Below are 23,470 nucleotides of genomic sequence, written 5' to 3'. Positions count from 1 at the left end.
GACAGAGAGGGGGCGTCGTGGGGGCGCGCGTTCTGGTGGCCGAGGACGATGTGATGCAGGCCCGGCTGGTGCGGATCTATCTGGAGCGGGAGGGCAACGAGGTACAGGTCGTGGGGGACGGGCGGGCCGCGATCGAGTGGGCCAGGAGCAGCCGGCCGGATCTGATCGTGCTCGACGTGATGATGCCGGAGGTCGACGGGCTCGACGTGTGCCGGATCCTGCGGGCCGAGTCCCAGGTGCCGATCCTGCTGCTGACCGCGCGCAGCACGGAGGAGAGCATGCTGCTCGGGCTCGATCTGGGGGCCGACGACTACCTGACGAAGCCGTACAGCCCAAGGGAACTCACCGCCCGGGTAAGGGCGTTGCTGCGCCGTTCCGGAGCGGCGGCTCGCGCCGCGGACAGTACGCGGCTCTCGGTGGGGGACCTGGAGATCGACACCGCGCGGTTCGAGGTGCGGGTGGCCGGCGAACCGGTTCCGCTCACCGGCAAGGAGTTCGCCATCCTGGGGATGCTCGCGGAGCAGCCAGGACGCGTCTTCACCCGCGCGCAGATCATCGACCGACTCTTCGGCTTCGGCCGGAACGTTCTGGAGCGGACCGTCGACGCGCATGTGATGAACCTGCGCCGGAAGCTGGAGCAGGGCCGCACCGGGGCGCGGTACGTGGAGACCGTCTACGGCCGGGGATACCGGCTCGCGGACCAGGGCGGCGGCCGGTGACCTTCCGGCTGCGGGCCCTCGGGCTGCTGCTTCTCGTCGCCGTGGTGGCCACCGCCGCGACCGCGTGGCTGACCTTGCGGCTTGCGACCGGCCAGGTGAGGGAGTCCGTCGCCGCCGGCCGGGAGGAAGTCTCCCGGATCACCGGCGAGTTGTACACGTACGGGTTCGCGCACGGCACCTGGACGGGGGTCCCGGACACGGTCCGCACGCTGGCGGAGGACACCGGCCAGCGCATCAGGGTCGTCACCGAGGACGACGTACTGATCGCCGACTCCGACGCGCTGGCGGGACGGGCGCCGCGGCCCGTGAGCGATCAGCCCCCGATACTGGTCGACCCCCGCCCCGAACTGCTCTTCCCCTCGGCGGGGATGCCGGAGCTCGCCGCGGTCAAGCGGACCGTCCTGGCGATCAGCAGATACCGGATCGAGTCCACCCGTGCCGTGTGTCTGACGGAGTCGGACGTCACCGTGACGGCGGAACGGGACGACATGGGGCTCCCGGTGGTGACTGCGGATCGGCGCGTTCCCCGGTGCGACCCGTCGGAACAGGTGCCCAACCCCCTGAGCGTCTCCGACCCCGAGGCGGCGGCGAAGTGCCGGGACGAACCGGGGCGCCGGCTGTTGCTCGACTGCCTGCGACGGGTGTTCTCCGCACGCACCGTCGCCGTCGCGCCCCCGCGCCTGGAGATCCGTCTCGGCACTCTGGACGAGGCGCCGCCGACCCTGGAGGTCCTGCCCGCGGCGGTGATCGCGGGGGGCGTCGCGCTGGTGGTCATGCTGGGAGCGGTGCTGCTCAGCCGTACCGTGCTCCGTCCCGTACGGGCCCTGACCGTGGCCGCCCGCGGGCTTGAGGAGGGCGACCTGGCCCGTCGGGTACCCGGCGGCGGACGGGACGAGATCGGCGCACTGGGGCGCGCCTTCAACCGGATGGCCGGCTCTCTCCAGGACGCGGAGGAGCGGCAGCGCCGTCTCACCGGCGACATCGCGCACGAACTCCGCACTCCGCTGGCCAACCTTCGCGGCTATCTGGAGGCCCTCCGGGACGGCGTGGTCGAGCCGACACCGGAGCTCCTCGCCTCGCTGCACGAGGAGACGCTGCTCCAGCAGCGCATCGTGGACGACCTCCAGGATCTGGCGCTCGCCGAGGCCGGCGCGCTCACCTACCACCGCTCGGACACCGAGCTGGGCGACCTTCTGACGGCGTGCGCCACCGCCCATCGCGGTCAGGCGAAAGCCGCCGGCGTCGAACTGGTGGCGGTCTCGGAGAGCGAGGTGCATGTGGTGGCCGACGCGTACCGGCTGCGGCAGGTGGTGGGCAACCTGGTCTCCAACGCCCTGCGGGCCACCCCGCCCGGCGGCAGGGTGAGCCTGGTCGCCGGGCGGCGTGGCGGGAGCGCGGTGGTCGAGGTCAGGGACACGGGGTCGGGCATCGCCGCGGAGGAACTGCCGCATGTCTTCGACCGGTTCTGGCGGGCGGACAAGGCGCGCGGGCGGGCGACCGGCGGGAGCGGGCTCGGGCTGGCCGTCGTCCGGCAGATCGTGACCGATCACGGGGGGACGGTGGAGGTGAGGAGCGAAGCGGGGACCGGCACGGTGTTCTCGGTCCTGCTGCCCGCCGGCCCGGCGGCCCACGGCGTGACGGACCGCGGCCCCACGGCGTGACCCCCGCGGCCCCACGGCGTGACGGACCGCCGCCCCACGGCGTGACCTCCGCGGCCCCGCGGCGTGACGAACCGCCGCCCCACGGCGTGACCCCCGCGGCCCCGCGGCCTCTCCCCGAGCGCGGGAGCGAACGGCGCTCGGGGAGGGGCGGCAGTCCGGGGCGGGCGGTGGGTCAGGCGCCCGCCAGCGCCTCCGTCGGTGCGAGCCGGCCCGCCCGTACCGCCGGGTAGAGGCCGGCCAGCGCGCCGATCAGCAGCGTGGTCCCGATCCCGGCGACGGTCGCCCATACCGGCACGTCGGTGGGCCAGTCACGGGCATACGCGTAACCCGCGGTGATCACCGTGCCGATGACCGTGCCGGCCAGACCGCCGAGCGCGGAGAGCAGCAGCGACTCGGACACGAACTGCCCGCGGATCTGGCCGCTGGTGGCTCCCAGCGCCCGCCGCAACCCGATCTCGGGGCGCCGCTCCAGAACCGAGATCACCATGGTGTTGCCCACACCGACCCCGCCCACCAGGAGCGCCACCCCGCCCAGCCCGAGCAGCAGCCCGGTCAGTGCGGATTCCGTCGCCTCGCGCGCCGCGAGCGCGTCGGACGGCCGCGACACCAGGACGGCGCTGGGCCGCTGCGGGTTCGTGGTGGCCGCGAGCACGTCGCGTACGGCCGTGACCCGGTCCTCGCGCGCCCGGACGTAGACGGTCGAGGGGTGGCCGTCGAAGCGGAGGTAGGTACGGGCCGTCTGCCGGCCGACCAGCGCCGAACTGTCGATCTCCGGGGCGAGGGGCACCGGATCGAGGACGCCGACCAGGGAGAACCACGTGCCGCCGAGCCACAGCCGGGTGCCCGGTGTGTACACGTCGATCCGTTGGGCGGCCTTCGCGCCCAGGACGACCGCCGGGTACTCCTCGGTGGCCGAGGAGAGCCAGCGCCCGGTACGGATCCTGCCGCCGATCGCGGACAGCAGGCCGCTGTCGGCGGCGGCGACCGCGACGCTGCTGGTGCGGCCGACGGGGATGTGCTCGTTGCGGTAGACCGCCGCGTCCGGGATCGCCCCGGTGGCGGCCACGTCGGTGACCGGGCCGATCCGGCCGATCATGGGCACGGCCTGTTCGGGCAGGCGGGTGTCCTGTCCGTCGGCGCTCTTGGCGGGGGCGACCCGCAGCAGGTTGGTGCCGAGGCTGTCCAGCCGGCGGTCGACCTCGGCGCGGCTTGAGCTGGAGATCCCGACGACGGCGACCATCGCCGCCACCCCGATGGCGATCCCGAGGGCGGACAGGAACACCCGCAGCGGGCGGGTGCGCAGTCCGGTGCCACCGAGACGGGCCAGGTCGGCCGGGCCGAGCCGGGCGGGACGAAGGAGCGCGGCCGAAGAGCCCCGCGCTCTCCGCGAGTGAGCGGCCCTCCTCATCGCAGCGCCGCCGTCCGGGTGGTGTCCGCGACGACCCGGCCGTCGCGCATCTCGACCTTGCGGTCGAAGACCTCGGCCATCTCCCGGTCGTGGGTGATGACCACCACCGTGGTACCGACGGCATGGAGTTCACGCAGCAGGCCGAGGACCGCCGCTCCGGATGCCGAGTCGAGGTTGCCGGTCGGCTCGTCGGCGAGCAGGAGCACGGGCTCACCGATCACGGCGCGGGCCACGGCCGCGCGCTGGCGTTCCCCGCCGGAGAGCTGGTGGGGAAGGTGGTCGGTACGGTGCCCGAGCCCGACCCGCTCCAGCGCGGCGGCCGCCAGGCGGCGGCGCTCCCGCAGGGGAACTCCCGCGTAGAGCAGGCCGTCGGCGACGGTGTCGAGAACCGGCACCCCGACGGCGAGGTGGAACTGCTGGAAGACGAAGCCGATGCGCTGGGCGCGCAGCGCGGAGAGCTCGCGGTCGGACAGCTCCGCGACCGGGTGGCCGTCCACGGTGATCCGACCGCCCGACGGGCGGTCGAGGGTACCCATGAGGTGGAGCACGCTGGACTTCCCGGAACCGGACTGGCCGACGACGCAGACCAGTTCGCCGCGGTGGATGGTGAGATCGACGTCGCGGACCGCCATGACGCCGCCGGGATAGGTCTTGGCCACGCCCTCGAACACCACGACCGGTACGGCGGAGGAGGAGGTGGACGAGGCGGAGGACTCTGCCGTCACTCGGGGATCCTCACCTTCGTGCCCGCGCGGATTCCGGACCCGCTCACCTCGACCAGGCCGTCCGCGAACAGCCCGGTCCCGACAGGAACGAACGCGCCAGTGCCGTCTGCGGGTTCAAGTGCGTAGCCACCCTCGGCGAGAGCGACCAGCGCCGCCACCGGCACGGTCAGGACATCCTTGTGCCGCCGCAGGACATAGCGGACGGTGACCGGACCGCTCTCCAGTCTGCCCACCGCCTTCTGGTCGTCGAAGGCGACGACCACCGAGACGACCGCACCGCCCGCCGCCGGTCCGCCGGCGTCCGGGCCCTCGTCCTGCCCGCTCCCTGGGGCGTCCGGTGCGGTGGCGTCCCTACCGACCTGGGCGACCTCTCCCTTGACCGTTCGCCCGTCGGGGAGTTCCACCGTGACCGCGGTGCCGCGCTCGGCCCATTCGAGGTCGGCGGCGGGGGCCTCCATGGTCACCATGCGCGAGGTGCTGGTGTAGGTCACCGGGTCTCCGGTCGCGTCGGCGCCGATCCGGATGCCGGTGTTCGCGATGCGGACCGGACCGGGAGCGTAGAGGACGTCCCCGACGGCGACCCTGCCGGTCTGCGGGAGCCCGAGGTCCCGCTGCCAGCGTTCGACCGCCTCGGCGGTCAGGCCGGTGTACTCGTCGTCCACGGTGAATCCCGTGTAGCCGAGGGCGCTGAGGTTGGTCTCGAACTGTCTGACGTCCATGCCGTACAGCGGCCGCGGCGTGGAGGGGGACTGCGGCGCCGAAGAGGGCTGCGGCTCCGGGGAGGCCCGCGGCTCGCCCTTCTCCGTCCCGCCGGAGGTGCTGTCGTCGCTCCCGGTGGCCGGGAGGTCCGGCTGCCGAAGAGCCAGTTCCCGGTACATCGGCAGGCTGCCGTACAGCAGGGCGACAGGACGGTCGTCGACCCGCAGCACGGTGCCACCACGCCCGACCTTCGCGCCGGCTTCCGGCAGCCAGGTGACCGTCCCCTCAGCCCGGATCCGGAACGGCACCTCGGCACCGTGGCCGAGCGTGCCGTCGATCTCCCTCTGCTCGGTCAGAGTGCCCTGTTCGACCCGCACCGTCCGGCTCGTCCGGGGGTCGGCCCGACCCGCGTCGTCCGTGCCGCCCCCGCCCAGACCGAGCGCCCCGGCCGTACCGACCCCCGCGACCAGCACGATCCCGGCCCCGACGACGGCAGGAATACGGACCCGCGACCGGCGCCTCGGCCCCGGGGTCTGCTCTGTGTCGTCCATTCCGCGCATCAGCCCTTGGCCGGGGCGGCGTCGTCCGGCACCCCTACGATCGAGCCGCAGGTGCGCTGCGCCCGCTTGGCGCCGACGGACGTGGAGTCCCACGCGACTTCCTTCGAGAAGCCCTTGTCGTCCGTGTCGGGGAAGTCGGGGGCGCCGCCCTCCTGCATGCACTTCGCGTAACGCTTCTTCTGCTCGATCTCCTTCGCGGAGAGCGCGGGCTGCATCTCCCGCTCCAGACTGTCCGGCACGGACGGCACGAGCGACTGGCACTTCTCCTGGGCGACGAGGAACTTGGGGTCGCTCTTGGCCTTACGGGCGTCCCCCAGGTCGACCTTCCCCTTGGCGTCGGGATCGGGTGCGTCCAGCCCGTTCTCCCGCAGACAGCCGACCCACTCGCGCTGCGCTTCGACGTACCCGGCCAACTCGTCCGTCCCGTGAGCCGAGCCGGAGGCGGAGGCGCCGCCAGGCGTACTCCTCCCCGCCGACGCGACCTCTCCGCCGGCCCCCTCGTCCCCACCACCACAACCGGTCAGCACCAGCGCCACCACGAGCGACGCAGCCCCGAACCCTGCACGCGATCTCATCTTCATGGCGCAGGAGTGTGACCGCCGCCTGTGAAGAACCATTGAAGAAGCCATCAAGAACTCCTCCGATCCCACCTCGCACCCGGCCGGTGCGGGGGGCGGTCGGGGACGGGTCCACCGACGCCCTGAGAGCCCGACCCGCAGTCGGCGGGTGGAGCCGGCACCCGGCGGTGCCCCAGGGACTCGGCGGGATCCGAGCTGCCGGATCACGGAGCACGACGTCCACAGGCGTCGGCCGCGGACGCACGGCGCAGGCGCGTCAACGTCTGCTCGACGCCACGGGTGACGACGAGCGGGAGAAGCCGAACGGGAGCGTGTCGAACGCGCCGTCCGGCGATGACATCAGCGGCTGACACCAGCTCATCCGGTCCTCGTCGAACCCCGCAGGACCCGGACGGCGGGTTGATGCCGTCTCCGGCTCACTGCCGCAGTCACGGTCCGGACGGACGCTACCGAAGGGTGGCTTCAAGCAGCAGTTCGCTCAGGTCCGACGGCATGGTGATCATGCAGTCGTGTCCGGTCGGCAGTTCCCGTATCCGTGCCGGGGAGCCGTTGGGCTGTGTCGCCGGGACGGGCCGCCGCACGATGCCTTCCGGCTCTGCGCCGACACAGTGGATGTGCGTACGCGGAACCGAGTCCAAGGCGGGGTTGTCCAGCCGGACCGGTTGCCGCAGGCAGCGCACCGACTGGTCGGAGAGCATCGCACGCAGCCAAGCCGTGTCCGCCGGGTCGGTGACCCCGAACAGGCCGAGGGGCGCGGGCATCTCGGGCAGCGGCGGGACACGCCAGCCGCTGCCGGACGTGGCGGCCAGGTCGATCAGGTGCTGGGTCATGGGCTGCACGTCGACGGCGGTCTCACCGTGCTCCGGGACCATGGCGTCCACGTACACCAGATGCGCGATCCGCTCCGGCACCTCGTTGGCCACGGACGAGACGACCAGCCCCGCGTAGCTGTGCCCCACGAGCACCACGTCGGTCAGGTCCTCCCCGTGGATCAGCTTCACGATGTCCTCGACGTGCGTGTCGAGCCCCACCTCGGGGCCGAGCAGGTGTGCCTTGTCGCCGTAGCCGGTCAGCGAGGGCGCGAACACTCGGTGTCCGGCCGACTCCAGCAGCGGCACCACCCGCTCCCAGCACCGACCGCTGTGCCAGGCACCGTGCACCAACAGAAAAGTTGACATGCGGGAGTCTTCTTCCTCATTCGGAGCGTGGAGGCACGGGAACATCACGGTTCCTGTTTGCGCCTCGGTACTCTTCAGGAACCGAAATCATCGTGCTTCACCTGCCGCACCCCGATCAATAAGGCACATTTACGTGCCCCGGTTCTCTGGAGGTAACCATGAGCAGCAGCGCGGGCGGCAAGCCGCAGCCGGCACAGCCGGAGGACCCGTGCAAGGCCCGTGAAGTGCTCGGCATCGTCGGCGACAAGTGGTCGCTGCTGATCGTTCGCAACCTCAGCCAGGGGCCACGCCGCTTCAGCGAACTCAAGCGGGCCGTCGACGGGATCAGCCAGCGCATGCTCACCGTCACCCTGCGCGGCCTGGAACGCGATGGGATCCTCACCCGGACCGTCCGCAATGTCATGCCACCGCACGTCAGTTACGAACTCACTCCGATGGGCAGAACCCTCCGCGAGGCCACCGCGCCCCTGTTGGAGTGGAGCCTCGCGCACCTGACGCACATCGACGCCGCCCGCGCTACGTACGACGCCCGCCCCGACACCCCGTCCGCCTGACGCCCGCCCCGGCGACACAGACCGATCGACAGGTGTGGCCCGATGAGCTCTGCCGCCATGCCACCGCGCGCAGAGCAAGGGCTGATTGCCTCGTGCCACCATGGACGCAGCCAGGGCACCGGGTACGACCTGGGCGGAATCCCGCCTGCCGGAGCGGGTCTCTCCGGTGGACGAGGAAGCTTCTCGCGGACGCGGTCCTGCACCGACCGCCTGGCAGAGGAGACCACGGTCAACAGCCCCGGCCACTCCGGAACCCCTGCGTCGCTCCAAGCCATGGAACTAGGCTATGGCAGTAAGGCACCGACCGAGGGAGCCAGGCATGGACCCGATCACGGCAGCGGCCCTCACAGCCCTGGCCGGCAGTGTCGGTGGCGACGCCGGCCGCCAGGCCTGGCAAGGACTCACCGCGCTGGTGAGGCGTCCGTTTCGGCGCGGCGCGGTAGAGGGCGCGCGCAATGAGGAACCGGCCGGCATCAGCTCGGGCGAGCTGGAGGTCACGGAGCTGGAGAACAGTCCGGCCGACCTGCTGCGCGCCCAGGCACTGGCGACAGCGCTCGGTGTACGTGCCGCCCTGGACGCGGAGTTCCGCGCACTGCTCGAAGAGTGGTGGCAGGACGCGCAGAGCGATACAGGCGCTGAGGTGCATAACACGATCAGCGGGGGAACCCAGAACGGCCCTGTACTCCAAGGCCGGGACTTCTCAAGCCTCACCTTCAATATGTCCAGGGAAAACGACGTCGACCATCAGGGCAACGCCCCATCGGCATAGCTCGGTGGCCGAAGCAGCCGTGAGTGCCCTCCCGCCCCCTCCTGCGGGGCGCCGGCGGCAACTGCAGGTCCGCACCCGGTGATTCGCTGCTCGGGCTCGTACAGGCCTCTGTGGCGGGGACTCCTCGCAGATACGCACCCATTCCGCGAGGAATCCCCAGGTCAGCGTCCCGGCTCAGGTCACGTCAAGTACGGCCTGATCAAGAGCGACAGTCGCGGCGTCGCGTTCACCGCGACTCACCCGGCCTGGAATACGCGGGCCCTCGTCGAGGAACCGCGCTGAACCGGCTACTTCGCCCGGCGGCCACAACGGTGTCGGCTGCCCGGCAGAACGCTGCAAGGTTCTCGCAAGGCTCCGTCAAGCCTTCTGTCCCCCCTTCCGGGCATCCCGTCGACAGCAGCAGTTCGTGGCCACTCGGAGATATGTCACCAGGGGGACGCCATGTCGGCGTTGAATACGACCGGATCGAGTACGACCGCGGCAAGCAGGTTGGAAACGGGCACCATCGAAGGCGAGGTTGTCGAGTCGCGGCAGTGGCTGACTCTGGTGGGGCGCAAGAAGGTACTCGCGGTGATCCACACAGTGACGTACGGGAAACGACTGCTCGACGTCCTTTCCCTTCTGGAAGCCGACTTCCGCATCCAGGTCGTCTTCACGGCACCGCCGCACGCCTTCGGCGACGACGTACCCGCCTTTCTCGCAAGGCTGGGAAGCATGGTGCTGCCGTGGGACCAGGCAACCCGCATGACCTTCGATCTCGCCCTCGCGGTTGGCCCGCGCGGCGTTCAGTACATCGACGCGCCGCTGATCACGTTGCCGCACGGGGCCAACTACTTGAAGAGGGTGACCGGCGGAGCGAACGCGGGCGTGGCAGGGCTGCGCAGACAGGATCTCCTGCCCGGTGGGCGGCTGCCGGCCGCTGTGGGCGTGCCGCACCACGCCGAGCTGCATGAGCTGGCGCGCAGCTGCCCGGAGGCACTGCCGGTGGCACGCGTGATCGGCGACCCCGTGTACGACCGGATCCTCGCCAGCCTGCCGCTGCGCGCCGCGTACCGCCGTGCGCTCGGGCTCTCCGAGGCGCAGAAACTCGTCGTCGCGGTCTCGACCTGGGGAGCTCAATCCTCCTTCGGCCGGTTCGACGCGCTGCTCCCGCGGTTGATCGGCGAGCTACCGGCGGCCCTCTACCGCACTGCACTGCTCGTCCACCCCAATGTGTGGGCAGGACACGGCGCCTATCAAGTCAAGTCGTGGCTGGCACGGTGCGATCAACTGGGGATGGGGATCGTGCCGCCTGAAGCGGACTGGCGCAGCATCCTGATTGCCGCGGACTGGATCATCGGGGATCACGGCTCGGTCACTCTCTACGGAACGCTCACCGGGGCGCCGATGCTGCTGGCCAGCTCGCCGGAGCGGGAGATCAATCCCTCGTCACCTGCCGCGACCCTCGCCGCTCATGCACCGACCCTGTCTCCCACTCACCCGCTGATGGAGCAACTCGACTACGTGGCACAGGAGTACCGGCATGAGGAGTACGCCCCGATCAGGTCGCGCATCACTTCGGAGCCCGGCCGGTTCAACCGGAACATGCGCAAGCTGATGTACCAGCTCCTGGGGATGGGACAGCCCGCGCACGAGCCGGTGACCATCCCACTGCCGGAGCCGCTGGCGCCTGCCACGTGGGCAACGGGGCGCGGGGAAGCGTCGGCGTGAGGCGCTTCGTCGTGGTGGAGACGACTCCCTTTCCGCTTCTGCGCGCCCGTTGCGCCAACGCGTCGTTCAGCGTGCGGCTGAGCCCTGCGGATGGTGTCCACCGCGCATCGGTCATCGACGAGCACCTCGCCGTAGACGTAGACGCCTGCCGGGACGGCTCCCTGCTGGACTGCGCGGATGTTCTCCACGGAAGCCGGGCACACTCGGCGGCCGACGCATTCCGCCGGTTGTCCGATCTCACGTCGGCCCACCCGGCTTGCGGCATCGCTGCGGTGCCCCTGACGGGTGCCGGAGGCGTCGGCGGTTGGGCCCTGACCAGCGGCTCCGACCGGTCTGTGGTCCTCGTACCGTTTGTCGCCCACGGGCCGGATCAGGGCTCCGCAGATCAGTCGTTGCTGCCGTCGTGCGTGCACGCCTGGCTGGTGGCGGGGCGCTCACTGCGGGAATGGCCGTACGCCCGCGACGCACCGTCCGTCTGAGTCGTACAAGTCCCCCTCACACACCGGGACCGAGTCGGCAACCCGCGGCTCGGTCCCCCTGGCCGGATCGCCCGCCTTCTCCGAGCCGACGCGCGTCGGCGGGGCTCGTGATCTCGAACAGAGCCAGGGCCCGCGCGAGGAAGTCCTCCGCGACCGTCCCGTCACCATGCTCCGCGGCGCTCTCACTCAGCATCTCCAGCGTGCGCGCCTGCCAGAAGGACGCTCCGGACCCGGTGAAGACCGCCAGAGCCTCGTTCATCCTCGCCATACCCTCTGCGTACTCCCCCGCCAGGACCCCGGCACGCCCCAGGAAGACGAGGGCCCGCGCGGCATCGTGGGGGTCGTTCACCGCGACCAACGCGGCATGAGCCCGGCTGAAACAGTCGACCGCCACGTCAGGGGCGCCCGTCGCGAGTGCGATCTCGCCGAGAGTGGTACGGGCCAGGGCCGCGCCTCGCGGGTAATCGCACCCTTCCCATACGGAGATCGCCCGGTTCAGGTATGTCACGGCATCTTCGGGCTGCCCGGCCTCGCGACGGCACGCGCCCAGGCCAAGCAGCGCCTGGCCTTCGTCCCGCAGGTCACCGGCTTCGCGCGCGGCCTGGAGGGAGCGCCGATACCAGGCGGTGGCCTCCTCGGTCTGGCCGGCCGCACCCAGGCCGATGGCTCCGGAGTTGAGCATCTGACGCTCGGCCTCCCTGTTTCCGGCCTGTCGGGCAGCCTCCAAGCCGATCCTGTGGGCCTCGATCCACTCGGCGTAGTGGCGCAAGCGCAGGAAGAGGGGCCACAGGGCGTCCACGAGCATCCAACTGGTGTCGTACCAGCCGCTGCTCGCCGCGAACCGAACGGCATCCAGCAGTTGCGTCCGCCGGGAGTCGAGCCAGTGGAGTGCCGCTACACCGTCGGCGAACGGCAGCGGAAGATCCGGCCGGTGGACGTAGATCCTGGGGAGCGTGAACTGCACCGGTGTCAACCGCTCCTGGGCTGCTGTCGCGGTGAACAGGCACCAGTCGCAGAATCGCCGTAGAGCCTCTTCGCGGGCAGCGCTCGTGTCGCCCTCCATCGCACGGTCGTACGCGTGGATTCTTAAGAGGTCGTGGAAGCGACAGCTCTCCGGGCCGACATCCTCCACGAGATTCGCCTCGACCAACTCGTCCAGTCTGCGCTCCGCCCAGTCCAACGACTCACCGCAGGACGCCGCGGCGATCATCACGTCGAAGGTACGCACAGGAAGCAGACCAAGCGTCCTGTACAGGCGCGCGGCCCCACTGCTCAGCACTGCGTACGACGCGTCCAGGGCCTTGCGCACTGAAGTCTCACCCTCCACTTCGAGCGCGGCCAGCCGGTCACCGCCCGCGTTCCGTGCGAGGGCGTCGGCCAGCGCCCCAACCGACTGCCGCGGGCGTGTCGCGAGCCGGGCGGACGCCAGACAGACCGCGAGCGGGAGGCCACCGCAGAGTGCCACCAGGCGGTGAACCGACGAGAGTTCCACGGCGACCCGGTCGCGTCCGATCCCACGGGTGAGGAGTTCGACACCGGCGGCCGGACCGAGCGCGTCGAGCTGATGAAACCCCGCTCCCTGCATGCGCAGCCCGGTCAGCCTGCGGCGACTGGTGACGACTACGAGGCTGCCCGGCCCGCCGAACAGCAACGGCCTGACCTGGGCGGCCGTGAACGAATTGTCCAACATGATCGCGATGCGCCGGTCGGCGGTGAGGGACCGCCACAGCGAGGCCAGTTCGGCCGGGTCCGTGGGCGTAGGGCCTGCGCCCAGTGCCCGCAGGAACTGGGCAAGGATCTCCGCAGGCCTCACCGGCTCGCCCGCAGAGTGCCCGCGCAGGTCCGCGTACAGCTGCCCGTCGGGGAACTCGGCGCTCAGCGAACGCAGCCATTTGGACACCAGAGTCGTCTTGCCGATTCCGGCCGGTCCGCTGACGACGATCAGCGGCATACCTGTGGAACGTAGATCGTTCAGCGCCGCCAGATCGCTCTCCCGGTTGGTGAAGTGTGCTGGAACTGGTAGCAGTTGACGCGGCGGTGCGGGCCGTACGGGCACCACCGGCGCGGGGTGGAGATGAATGCCGCCGTGCACCTCACGGGCCTGGACGGTGGGACCGTACAGTCGCGCATCGCCTCCGATCTCATTCCCATGAGGCCCCTGCGAAGCCGTACCCGAATCACTCATCCATCCGCCCCCCGGAGATCGATTTGCCAATTGCCCGTTCTCTTTTCGCGTTCTACCCCGGCGTCACTCGTCATGACCATCAGGAACGAGATAGATCGCGCCAATCGCAACAACGGCGTATGGCGGAATTCGCAGCGTGATGTCATGCTCGTGAACCATCCGACGGACCAGCGGGGGCGCTGGTGGAATTCCAGATTCTCGGACCGGTGGGGCTGCGGCTGAACGGGCACTGGCTGACGCTCGGATCGGACAAAGAACGGGTCATGCTGGCCGCGCTCGCTCTTGACGCGGGCCGTCCGGTCTCCATCGGCGAGTTGATGGAACGACTCTGGGACGACGACCCTCCCGCCCGCGCTCGCGAGAACGCGCACACTTATGTCTCGCGCATCCGTCGACGGCTGCGGGTGGCCGGCACGGGGCCGGACGCACCCTCCATCGTCGGGAGAGCGCACACCTACACCCTGGTGACCGGGCCCGACTCCGTCGACCGGCAGCGCTTCCAGCGCCTCGTCGATACGGCGTTGACCAGTGACAGTGATGCGCAGGCTGTAGAACTGCTTTCCCGAGCCGAGGAGTTGTGGCAAGGCGAGGCACTGGCCGGTCTGCCCGGGTTCTGGGCAGCGAACGTACGCCGGACACTTTCTGAGTCACGGCTGAGCGCCGGCGCATCACGCATCGCAGCCGGACTGAGGCTGGGGCGCTTCGCCGAGCAGGTCGGGGAGCTCTCCGCGTTGGTTGAGCGCCATCCCGGTGACGAGACCCTGCTCGGGCAGTTGATGCTCGCGTACTACGGCAGCGGACGGTACGCGGACGCCCTCCGCGTCCACCAACGGGCCCGGCAGTCACTGATGGCGGACTACGGAGCTCTCCCCGGTGTGGAGTTGAACATGATCCACCAGGGTGTGCTGGCTCGCGCACCCGCACGCGAACTGGCACACGGAGAGGCGGCGATGCGAACGGCGGCTCCACTCGGCACCGTTGCCGGTACTTCGCCCACGCGACCGCCCGAGGCGCCCAAGCCGGCTCCGCTCCCACCCGGTGTGCCGCCACGCCGGAATCTGCCCCAGCAACCGTCGCTCGTCGGGCGCCATTCAGAGTTGCAGGCCCTGACCTCGGTGATCGCGGAAAGGGACGCGCACAGCGGATCAGTCGTCACCGTGGAAGCGGTCTCCGGAATGGCGGGTGTGGGCAAGACCGCCTTGGTCGTCGCCGCTGCCCACCTTCTCGCCGAAAAGTACCCGGACGGTCAGCTGTACATCGATCTGCATGGGCATTCACCCACCCAGGAACCACTCAGCGCGAGGGCGGCGCTGGCGACGCTGCTGAGACTGCTCGGTGCGCCGGCCTTCTCCATTCCAGCGGAGCTGGAAGGGCGTACGGCCCTATGGCGGACCATGCTGGCCGAGCGCCGAGTGGTCATCGTCCTGGACGACGCGAGCGGACCCGAACAGGTCGGTCCGCTACTGCCGAGCGGGTCACCGTCCCTGACGATCATCGCCAGCCGTCGGCATCTCACCGGTATCCCTCAAGCGCTGTCAGTCCCGCTCGACGCCCTGCCGGAGGAGGACGCCATCTCGCTCTTCCGCGGATTCGCGGGGGAGGAACGCACCCGCGATATCGCGGAGACCGCACAGATCGTGGGTTTGTGCGGGTATCTCCCCCTCGCAATCGAACTGGTGGCGCATCGGTTCCGGGCCCGTACGTCCTGGACCCTGACCGTCCTCGCCGAGCGTCTCACCCGCAGTCCCGGACGGCTGACGGAGATCCGGAGCGCGGATCAGGAACACGAGATGGCGCGCGCATTCGCCCTCTCCTACCGGACTCTCACCGCGCAGCAACGGACCGCGTTTCGCTGCCTCGGACTGCATCCCGGACCCGAATTCACCGCCGACGCGGCAGCCGCCCTGCTGGGTCTGCGGCAGGACACGACGGAGCGATTACTCGAAGGCCTGCTGGCGTGTCACCTGCTCAGGGAGCCCGAACCGGACCGCTATCGCTACCACGACCTGCTTCGCGAGTACGCCTACGGTCTGTCCATCTCGGAAGACAGCGAGCATGAACGCCGGCAGGCCATCGCCCGCCTGACGGACTTCTACGTCACGACAGCCGACCTGGCGGATCGAAGGGCATATCCCCGGCGCGCGCGGCTGGACTCACCGCTGCCGCTCCTCCCGTCGTCGCCGCCTTTGCCGGACTCCGCCGCCGCGCGGTCCTGGCTGGCCGCGGAACGCAGCAACCTCCTGGCTGTCGAAGATCACGCCCGGCTCAACGGCAACCCCGAGTCGGCCGCCCGACTCGCCTGCACCCTGGCGGGGTTCCTGCAGTCGGAGTGCCACTGGCAGGATGCCAAGACGCTCCTGCGGCACGCCGTCGTCCACTGGGACGGAAGGAACGACAACGCATCGGCGCTCTGCCGAGCCCTGATCGACCTCTGCGCGGCGGACGCAAGCCTCGGGGACTACTCGCAGGCCGCCGCGGCAGGGGAGCGAGCACTGGGACTCGCGCGTGCACTGGGCGACGGACCTGCCGAGGCCGAGGCCCTACGGGTCCTCGGCACACTCAACTGGCATCTCGGTGAAAACCGCAAGGCGCTCGTCCTGCTCCAGAAGTCCTTCGCCATAAAGTCGCTGTCGGGTGACGTCTGGGACAAAGCCCGCAGCCGAAACAACGTAGCGGTGACCATGCTGTTCCTCGGGGAACACGGGCGAGCGCTCGCACATTTCTGCGATGCTCTCGAAGGTTTCCGACAGGTGGGGGACGCAACCGCAGCCGCCCAGACCCTCAACAATATTGGAGAATTGCAGGTACAGAAAGGCGAATTGGCATCAGCCCGCCGCTCGTTCGAGGAATCCCTGAATCTCCTGAAAGTCGATGGAAGCCGATACGACCGCGCCACGGTCCGTAGAAATCTGGCCGAAGCCCTCACAGAATCGGGAGACCCCGAAGGGGCCCTTGCCATGTTCGGCGAGACGCTTTCGGAATTCCGGTCGCTCGGCGACCGGAAGAGTCAGGCCGAGGCTCTGGTCGGGCTCGGCGAGGCGTACTGGCGGCTGGGCAGCGTCGAGGAGTCCGTCCGCCACCTGCTCGCAGCGCTGGAGATCGCGCAGGACATAGGGGCGGCCCACCACGAGGTCCAGGCCCTGCGCCGCCTCGGGCGCGCGGACTTCGCCAGCGGCCGCCTGGACGTCGCGACGGACCGGCTGCGAGCCGCGGCAACCGTTGCCGCCCGCACGCATGACGTCGACGAGGAGACCGCCACACGAACGCTGCTGGCGGAGGTGCGACTCGCGGCGGGGGACGCCGATGAAGCGCGCATGTCATTGCGTCAGGCATTCGAATTAGTGAGACATCGAAACCCTGTCGATGCGCGCAGAATCGGTCGCCATCTGAAGGAAATCGAACACATATGTGAAAATAGACAGAACACTCGCTTCGCGGGTCGCGACGAATAGCCCTGAATATCGAATTGGCATATGCCAGAAATGCCGATTGTTGGATGGTCTGATAACCTTCCGCTCCATTCATGATCACCCGGAAGGAATCTCGCACGTGCGCATAATCCTGTCGGTCACCACTCTCGTTTGCTTGACCACCTTGGCAACAGGGGCGATGGCCGGTGCCGCAGCGGCATCCACGAGGAGCGACCAGGAGAACGGCTGCATCATGATTTGGATGGCAGCCCGTTCGCTTCAGGCATGACCTAGCGGCCCAGCGCCACCGGATCGTACGGACAGGTCAGCGGCAGACCAGCCCCCGCGACATCCGGTGACTCCTCGCCACTGCGCCCCATTCAGAAGGGTCAGCAGCGGTCAGCACATGCCCTCGACGCCGGCAACCGAGTCGGTTCCGTCGAGGGCTCCACCGCAGTTCGGAGGCGTTTCGCCCTCTGAACTGTCGAGTGGTTCCCGGGTTTCGAAGCATCACAGCCCGGTCCTTCCCACGCCGACCGTGCCGAGCGCGTGAAGACGGAGAACCCGCTCGGCCGGCTCGCGGAGGCCGAGGAAGTGGCAGCCGCGGTGCTCTCTCTCGCCTCGCCGGCGGCCGGGTCGGCGGTCGGGACCGATCTCGTCGTCGACAGCGGGTCGTCCGCCTGACGGTTCGGGCGTTCGCTGCGCATGACGACGAATGCCCCGTGCCGTTCGGGTGACAACCGGTCGTGCCGCCCTGATCCGGCGCCCACCGAGGTCCATACCTGACCGCATGAACTGGAAACTGCCCAGACGAACGGTGCGTACCGCAGCGCGAGGAGAGAGTTTCGGATCGCTTCGGCACCGCGCTGCCGCCGGATGCTGTGCCCTGCTGCTCCTGGCGCTGACTTCGGGCGAGGCCGCCCGCGCGGCCTCGTCGCCCGAGGCCCTGACTCCGGGAGCGGCAGCCCCGGCGGCCTCGTCGCCCGGCGGCGGCGGTTCCGACCGTCTCGACCCGCGGATCACGGAGATCATGCGGAAGCCGGACTACCCCAACGCCCAGTGGGGCCTGCTCCAGCAGGACCCGGACAGCGGGCGGGTCGTCCACAGCCGGTTCGCCGAGCAGTTCTTCATCCCCGGGTCGGTCGCCAAGCTGTTCGGCACCTCCGGTGCGTGGAACACCCTCGGCGGCGACCACCGCTTCAGGACTCCGGTCTACGCGCTCGGCGAGCGCCGCGGAAGCACGCTGGACGGCGATCTCGGCCTGGTCGCCCAAGGTGACCTCACCATGGGCGGCAGGACCCGCCCCGACGGCACGGTCGACTACACCGACCTCGACCACACATATGCCGACGACTTCCCCGGCGCCACCCTCACACCGGAGAACCCGCTTGCCGGGATCGACAAGATCGCCCAGCAGGTGCGGCGTTCCGGCATCACCCGCGTCGACGGGAACGTGATCGTCGACGACCGGCTCTTCCGGCCCGAGCCGGTCTTCATCCCCGTCCCGACCCCGCTGATCATCAACGACAATCTCATCGACCTGCTGACCACCCCCGGTGCCCGCCCCGGCGCGCCCGCACAGCTGGACTGGCGGCCCAAGGTCGCCCCGTACCGCGTCACTTCGACGGTCCGGACCGTGGCGGCCGGCCAGCCGACGGACATCGAGGTGACGACCTCCGACAACGGCACCCGGATCCGGCTCTCCGGCACCATCGCGGCCGGCTCCGAACCGGCTCTGAAGGTGTCGCCCATCACCGATCCGTCGGCCTTCGGACGCACCGCGCTGATCGAGGCGCTGGGGCGGGCCGGGGTGAAGGTGACGGCGAAGCCGACCGGTGCCAACCCGGTCGGGCAGCTCCCCGGCTCGTACGCGGGCCGGCCGCGCGTGGCGCAGTACACCTCCCCGCCGTTCGCCCAGTACGCCAAGCTCATCTTCAAGGTCAGCCACAATCTGGGCGGCAACCTCGCCATCTGTCTGATGGCGGTCGCGGCCGGCAGCAAGGACTGCATGGACGGATTCCCGGTGCTCGCCGACTTCCTGGACCGCGCGGGCGTCGACCGCAAGCAGGTCCAGCTCCTGGACGGCCGTGGCGGCAACCCCGTCGACCGGACCACGCCCAAGGCCGTCGTGCAGTTGCTGACGTACTGGCAGCACACCCCCGAGGCGAAGCGCTTCCGCAATGCGCTGCCCATCCTCGGCGTCGACGGCCTGCTGGCCGAGAACTGCACCGACTGCCCCGCGCGCGGGAAGGTGTTCGCCAAGACCGGTGCCGCCGTCGGTCTTGACGCGCTCAACAACCGCCTGGCCGTCGGCGCCATCACGATCGCCGGCTACCTGGACAAGGGCAACGGCCGCTTCGACGCCTTCTTCGCCGGCGTGAACGGCGCCTCCACCCCGGACACCGACGTCAACGGTGTGCTGGACATCGCCGACGACCTCGCCATGATCTCCGCGTACCTGCAGGAGGACGCGGCGCGGGGAGAAGGCTGAGCGGTCGCATCGCGGGCGACCGGCGGGGCCGCAGCCGTGGGCAGCCACATGATCACCGCGTCGGCCGTCGGCCTCACCCAGCAAGAGGGCACTCTCCTGGGCGACAATGGACTGCTGTGGGTGATATCAGACGCCATACGGACGGTAGTCCCACCGGCCGGCAGGACTGCGGAGCCCCACAGGGCAACAGGACGCGGCGGGCCCGCAGGGAAGTAGCGGGCCCCCCGCGTCCCGTCCGTCACGTCCGTCCCGTCCTCGCGGAGGATCGGGGTCACGCCGCGCGCTCGAGGCAAGGCGGAGCCCGTAGGGCCGAATGCGCGGGAAGAACGATTCCTCACACCTCGTTCGGGCGACGCAAGGCCTACCTCACAGGCGGCGCGGGCAACGCTTGCCCTGATCTCCCTACGCCCACGAAAAGGTGAACACCCCCATGCGTCTCCGCTCCGCCATGGCCGCATCGGCCGGCGCCCTCCTCCTGCTCCTCGCCACCCCCGGCTCCGCCCTGGCCGCCGAAGGCCAGTTCCGCTACACGTACATGACCTCCGACGGCTACGAGGCGGTCGGCTTCCTGAACGACCCCGACGGCGGTACGTGCATCAACCTCCAGGGACCGGGATCCGAGCCGGGGTCCGCCGCCTACGCGCCGAAGAACCGGACCGACGCCACGGCGACGGTCTTCCTCGACGAGGACTGCTCGGGCGGCGCCTACTACACCCTGCGCCCGGGAGGCGGCGCCTCGGACCGGCTCCTCGTCCGCTCGGTCGTCTTCTCCTGAACCCGGTGGGAGAACGCGCCGCGTCCTGAACCCGGTGGGAAACCACTTCGTGGGCCGGGCGGGAGACCCCGCACCGGCACCACGCCCGTCACGCGCCTCTCCACGACGCTCCTGACCTGACGGTCGACGAAGCCTGCTGGACGTACGCCCACCACCGGACCTCCCCGCAGCTTAAGAGCCGGCCGCGACTCACATTCCGGAAAGCCCCAGGCCCATGGTCAGGGGCTTTCCTGCTGCCCCGCATCGCGCCGGGTGACGCCCATGGGTCCGGGTGCAGCCCGGCATGCTCGTCTCGCATCTCCGGTGCATCCTGACCATCGGCTCCCTCTGCGCTCGGACGGATACCGGCAGGACCCTGACGGACGCGGGCCCGGAGGCGCTGCCCGGCATCAGCTCGGGCGAGCTGGAGGTCGAGAAACTCGAGATCGATCCGGGCGACCGGCTCCGCGCGCAGACGCCGGCGACAGTTCTCGACGTGCACGCCGCCCTGGAGGGGGTGTTCCGCGCGATGCTCGACGAGTGGTGGCACGCCGCGCAGAGCGGTTCACGCACTGTTCTCGGAGTGCCGACCGGAAGTCCTCACACGGGTCGTACCCGGGCTTTCGGCCGGTTCGGCGAAAGAGCCCACCGGGCGTCGCGACAGTCTCAGCGCTCGTGAGCGCTGCTCAGGTGCTCCTGGAGTCGTGCGTGGCGGAACTGGTAGACCACGCCTTCCCGGCGCAGAACTCCCCGCGCGTAGGCGTCCCGCAGAAAGGCGTCCAGGTCCCTCGGCAGCCGCCCCGTCAAGGGGAGCCAGATCCGGGCGAGGACCACTGAGCGTCCCCAGGCGGTCATCGTGCCGACCCCGAGCGCGACCATGGAGCCGCCCACGAGTCCGACCCGGACCCCGGAGAAGAAGCTGTTCGCCGAGAGCCCGTACAGGGTTCCGTACCCGACTCCGATCACGAGCCCGACGGTGGTGATCTGTTTGAGCACGGTGGCACGGTTCGTGTCCAGCAGGTCCGACGGGGAGTCGAGTTCCTTTCTCGGGATGACCGTCTCGAACCCGGCCCCGAGAGCAGCGACGAGGCCCAGCAGGAGCCCCAGGCCGGTCGCTGTCACGAGCAGCAGCCCCGCGAACGGCGCGATCATGAACCAGGGGAAGCCCAAGAACACGTTGAAGGCGGTGACGCCCGCGGCCCACAAGAGCCCGAAGAGGAGACCGCCGGCGAGTCCGCCCCTGGCTCTGGGAAGGAAGTTCTCCCGGAGTCTTGTCCTCGTCTCCAGGTCCGTCCAACTGTGAATCCTGATCTCCACGCGCGACGGTTCGAACATCGGCCCGCCCGCCTTCATCTTCGTGACGAACCCGTGCATGAGCCCGAACGTCAGCCCCATCGCGGTGCCGTTCGTCAGGCCGGTGATACCTGCCGCCACAATTCCGTTCAGGAGTCCGTAGCCGACTGCGGTCTCGGATCCGTACACGAGCCCGGCCATGAGGCCGCAGGCGATTCCGATCGTGACGCCGACCCGCAACGTAACCCAACGCAGCTTCATCGCGGTGCCCAGCCGCCACCACTCGATGTCGGACGTGTCGAGCTTCGTCAGATGCACGGCGAGGTAGCCGAGCCAAAGCCGGACACGCTCGACGTCCCAGCGGGGAGCCTGCACCCGTCCCTCCGCCCCTTTTGTGGGCTTGCTGCCGAGGAGGCGCTCGTAGGCGGTTCGGACGAAGAAGTCCAGGAGATGCCTCTCAAGGGCGTCCTGGGTACCGAACTTCTCACTGTCGAGCAAGTCCGACGGATCATGGCCGGGCAGCCTCGATTCATAGGCGAACCGGGCGAGTGTGGTCATCAGGGGCGTGGCCAGCACCGTGGCGAGATCGTGACTGGCCCGGGTGTGAGGGCGGCGACTCAACTCGCGCAGTACGTAGGGCCACCCGACGCGGTGGGCAACGTCCGTGCCATCGGCAGGAGACGTACCGGTGGCCCTGTACAGGTAGCGGACGGAGTCGTCCAGGCCGAGGTCGATCAGCTCGATGGCAGCGGCGGAGGGTTTGATATTGCTCTTGTCCTTCACAGTTTCGATCGCTTCGCGGCGACTGGTGACCACCAGCGACAGATTGCTGCTGTTGAACTCGGTGACCGCCTTTCCACGCAGATCGTCATCGGCGGCGATCTCGTCGAACCCGTCAAGAATCGGCAGGACGTAGTTCCCACCGTCGACCAACTCTGCGGCCCATGAGTCACCTTCGGGTCCAGGACCGATTGCGGCAAGAAAGGAATAGTCTCTTTCCAGCCGACCGATCAACCAGTTCCGAAGGGTACTGGTGCCGGGATTCCATGATCCAAGACTGAAGATCACCGGCACCGGTCCGTCTCGGTCGCGAGAGCGTTTCTCCAGAAGAGACTTCGCGAATTGCAGGGCAAGGACGCTCTTTCCTGCTCCTGCTCGACCCAGCACCATCAGCCAACGGAACTCCTTCGTGGCCCTGCCCAGTGGACCAGCCAGGCCCGACAGAGGGACACCCCTGATCCCATTCGGGGTTTCGAGGGAGCCTCTCCCATTGCCGGGCTCGTCCCAGGAAATCGGCCGCCAGCTCACGGGCAGAGAGTCCCGGTCCTCCAGCCGCAACTGTTCCACCTCACGCCTCAAGCGCGACAGGACACTGGCCGTGAGTTCATCGGCCTTTTTCGTCAGCGGGTCTTGTTCGGCGGGGCTACGTTCGTTTCGGGCTTCGAGCACGATTCGACGGGTCAGTTCGGCCAGCGCATCCGCAGCGGAGTCCCCTCCGGCATGGAGGTTGATGAGAATGTTGAAGGCGCGGTCGCCGGTACTGATGATGCCTGAGTTGTCGCGCTCGACCAGGATCGATGGCTGATCAGGGGTGGGCACGGCGCGGGCCATGCCCTTCGGGCGCGGTGCGAGGCTCACTGGCCATAAAGTTCCTCGCCCCGTCTCCTGTGGAGATGATCCCCTGGTTGTCTCTGCCGACCGCCACACTGCGCTCGCCGCCGGCCCGCACAACCGGGCCCGCGGGCAGCATCGATGCCAACTCCGCAGCAAGCGACCGGTCGCCCTGCAGAACCTTTCTGATCTGCAGACGCAGCGCGCCCTCTGCATCCGGGTCTCCAGCCGCCTCGACCAGGTCGGCTACGGCCGTCCCCACCTGGGCGGTGTCGGTGTCGCGGCGCAGGATGCGGTCGAGCAGCCGTTGCCCAAGCCGTGCCGTCTCGCCGGCCGCCTGGTCGACCACGCGGTCCTCGACCCGGGCCAGCACTCCGACGCCGTACGCACTCACCGCCGCTTGAACAGCGGGCACGATCTGGCCGAGCAGAGCGTCGATTTCAGGCAACGGACCTCTTCCCCTCGTTCATTCGCGCCCGCACATCCTGACGCAGGAACGCATCACCTTATTGCACAGGGCAGTTGGTTTACAACCCTGAGCCAGTAATGTGTGATTCGGGCAGCCGCGCCTACCCATGGCGTGATATCAACAGTGCCCTGGAGCACACTCCGTACGATGCGGATCGATATGCGTCGGCACGGACTTCCGGAATACCGTCGTCCGTGTCGACATCCCAAGGAACCGA

Annotated in this window: 18 protein-coding genes and 1 pseudogene; 11 read left to right on the top strand and 8 right to left on the bottom strand. The window is 69.5% G+C overall.

All coding sequences use genetic code 11. The features are described from left to right. The first annotated feature begins 17 nt into the window (after nucleotides 1-17). Both OG912_RS18180 and OG912_RS18175 read left to right on the top strand, forming a co-directional pair. Nucleotides 18-719: a response regulator transcription factor gene (locus OG912_RS18180; protein ID WP_327710276.1), complete on the top strand. Its 702-nt coding sequence runs from the start codon at nucleotides 18-20 to the stop codon at nucleotides 717-719. After that, nucleotides 716-2,380, top strand: coding sequence for a sensor histidine kinase (locus OG912_RS18175; RefSeq protein WP_327710275.1), 1,665 nt, complete (start codon nucleotides 716-718; stop codon nucleotides 2,378-2,380). The genes OG912_RS18180 and OG912_RS18175 overlap by 4 nt, the downstream gene beginning before the upstream one ends. A gap of 172 nt (nucleotides 2,381-2,552) precedes the next feature. On the opposite strand, the gene OG912_RS18170 is transcribed toward OG912_RS18175, so the two are convergent. The 5 genes from OG912_RS18170 to OG912_RS18150 form a co-directional block, all read right to left on the bottom strand. Next, nucleotides 2,553-3,788, bottom strand: a complete 1,236-nt coding sequence (locus tag OG912_RS18170) for an ABC transporter permease (protein WP_327710274.1) — start codon at nucleotides 3,786-3,788, stop codon at nucleotides 2,553-2,555. Next, nucleotides 3,785-4,420, bottom strand: a complete 636-nt coding sequence (locus OG912_RS18165) for an ABC transporter ATP-binding protein (protein WP_327713467.1) — start codon at nucleotides 4,418-4,420, stop codon at nucleotides 3,785-3,787. The genes OG912_RS18170 and OG912_RS18165 overlap by 4 nt, the downstream gene beginning before the upstream one ends. A gap of 89 nt (nucleotides 4,421-4,509) precedes the next feature. Beyond that, entirely contained in the window at nucleotides 4,510-5,763 is a 1,254-nt protein-coding gene (locus OG912_RS18160; protein WP_327710273.1) for a peptidoglycan-binding domain-containing protein, read from the bottom strand. An 8-nt stretch (nucleotides 5,764-5,771) separates the two neighbouring features. Beyond that, the gene (locus tag OG912_RS18155; RefSeq protein WP_327710272.1) at nucleotides 5,772-6,353 is read right to left on the bottom strand and encodes a hypothetical protein; all 582 of its coding nucleotides are present in this window, start codon (nucleotides 6,351-6,353) and stop codon (nucleotides 5,772-5,774) included. Nucleotides 6,354-6,796: 443 nt separating this feature from the next. After that, nucleotides 6,797-7,528 carry an alpha/beta fold hydrolase gene (locus tag OG912_RS18150; protein WP_327710271.1) on the bottom strand — a complete coding sequence of 244 codons (732 nt, stop codon included), beginning with the start codon at nucleotides 7,526-7,528 and terminating at the stop codon, nucleotides 6,797-6,799. Nucleotides 7,529-7,686: 158 nt separating this feature from the next. Here OG912_RS18150 and OG912_RS18145 point away from each other — a divergent pair, with 158 nt between their 5' ends. The 4 genes from OG912_RS18145 (at nucleotide 7,687) to OG912_RS18130 (ending at nucleotide 11,040) form a co-directional block, all read left to right on the top strand. Beyond that, nucleotides 7,687-8,082 carry a winged helix-turn-helix transcriptional regulator gene (locus tag OG912_RS18145; protein WP_327710270.1) on the top strand — a complete coding sequence of 132 codons (396 nt, stop codon included), beginning with the start codon at nucleotides 7,687-7,689 and terminating at the stop codon, nucleotides 8,080-8,082. A 319-nt stretch (nucleotides 8,083-8,401) separates the two neighbouring features. Continuing rightward, nucleotides 8,402-8,851 carry a hypothetical protein gene (locus OG912_RS18140; RefSeq protein WP_327710269.1) on the top strand — a complete coding sequence of 150 codons (450 nt, stop codon included), beginning with the start codon at nucleotides 8,402-8,404 and terminating at the stop codon, nucleotides 8,849-8,851. A 546-nt stretch (nucleotides 8,852-9,397) separates the two neighbouring features. Continuing rightward, nucleotides 9,398-10,561 (top strand): hypothetical protein, encoded by a 1,164-nt coding sequence (locus OG912_RS18135; protein ID WP_327713466.1) that lies wholly within the window; start codon nucleotides 9,398-9,400, stop codon nucleotides 10,559-10,561. Further along, nucleotides 10,558-11,040, top strand: a complete 483-nt coding sequence (locus OG912_RS18130; protein ID WP_327710268.1) for a hypothetical protein — start codon at nucleotides 10,558-10,560, stop codon at nucleotides 11,038-11,040. Before OG912_RS18135 ends, OG912_RS18130 begins: the two co-directional genes overlap by 4 nt. A 16-nt stretch (nucleotides 11,041-11,056) precedes the next feature. Here the strand turns inward: OG912_RS18130 and OG912_RS18125 are convergent, their stop codons facing one another. After that, nucleotides 11,057-13,225, bottom strand: coding sequence for a tetratricopeptide repeat protein (locus OG912_RS18125; RefSeq protein WP_327710267.1), 2,169 nt, complete (start codon nucleotides 13,223-13,225; stop codon nucleotides 11,057-11,059). Nucleotides 13,226-13,407: 182 nt separating this feature from the next. On the opposite strand from OG912_RS18125, the gene OG912_RS18120 reads away from it, so the two are divergent. From OG912_RS18120 to OG912_RS18100, 5 genes and pseudogenes are all read left to right on the top strand, one after another. Beyond that, complete coding sequence (locus tag OG912_RS18120; protein ID WP_327710266.1) at nucleotides 13,408-16,677, top strand: AfsR/SARP family transcriptional regulator; 3,270 nt, start codon at nucleotides 13,408-13,410, stop codon at nucleotides 16,675-16,677. Nucleotides 16,678-17,151: 474 nt separating this feature from the next. Then, a pseudogene (locus OG912_RS18115) lies at nucleotides 17,152-17,319 on the top strand (SDR family oxidoreductase); the annotation flags it as partial. 106 nt (nucleotides 17,320-17,425) lie between these two features. Then, the gene (gene dacB / locus OG912_RS18110) at nucleotides 17,426-19,126 is read left to right on the top strand and encodes a D-alanyl-D-alanine carboxypeptidase/D-alanyl-D-alanine endopeptidase (protein ID WP_327710265.1); all 1,701 of its coding nucleotides are present in this window, start codon (nucleotides 17,426-17,428) and stop codon (nucleotides 19,124-19,126) included. 430 nt (nucleotides 19,127-19,556) lie between these two features. Then, nucleotides 19,557-19,901 carry a hypothetical protein gene (locus OG912_RS18105; RefSeq protein ID WP_327710264.1) on the top strand — a complete coding sequence of 115 codons (345 nt, stop codon included), beginning with the start codon at nucleotides 19,557-19,559 and terminating at the stop codon, nucleotides 19,899-19,901. Between the two features lie 283 nt (nucleotides 19,902-20,184). Next, nucleotides 20,185-20,559 (top strand): hypothetical protein, encoded by a 375-nt coding sequence (locus OG912_RS18100; RefSeq protein ID WP_327710263.1) that lies wholly within the window; start codon nucleotides 20,185-20,187, stop codon nucleotides 20,557-20,559. On the opposite strand, the gene OG912_RS18095 is transcribed toward OG912_RS18100, so the two are convergent. Both OG912_RS18095 and OG912_RS18090 read right to left on the bottom strand, forming a co-directional pair. Beyond that, a complete protein-coding gene (locus OG912_RS18095) occupies nucleotides 20,547-22,811 on the bottom strand; it encodes an NACHT domain-containing protein (protein WP_327710262.1) in 2,265 nt (754 codons plus the stop codon). The genes OG912_RS18100 and OG912_RS18095 overlap by 13 nt on opposite strands. Then, nucleotides 22,759-23,232 carry a hypothetical protein gene (locus tag OG912_RS18090; protein ID WP_327710261.1) on the bottom strand — a complete coding sequence of 158 codons (474 nt, stop codon included), beginning with the start codon at nucleotides 23,230-23,232 and terminating at the stop codon, nucleotides 22,759-22,761. The genes OG912_RS18095 and OG912_RS18090 overlap by 53 nt, the downstream gene beginning before the upstream one ends. Between the last annotated feature and the right edge of the window lie 238 nt (nucleotides 23,233-23,470).

It is taken from the genome of Streptomyces sp. NBC_00464, from assembly GCF_036013915.1.
Classification (GTDB): domain Bacteria; phylum Actinomycetota; class Actinomycetes; order Streptomycetales; family Streptomycetaceae; genus Streptomyces.
The sequence above is the reverse complement of the archived record's forward strand: the minus strand, read 5'-3'. Positions and strand labels throughout refer to the sequence as shown.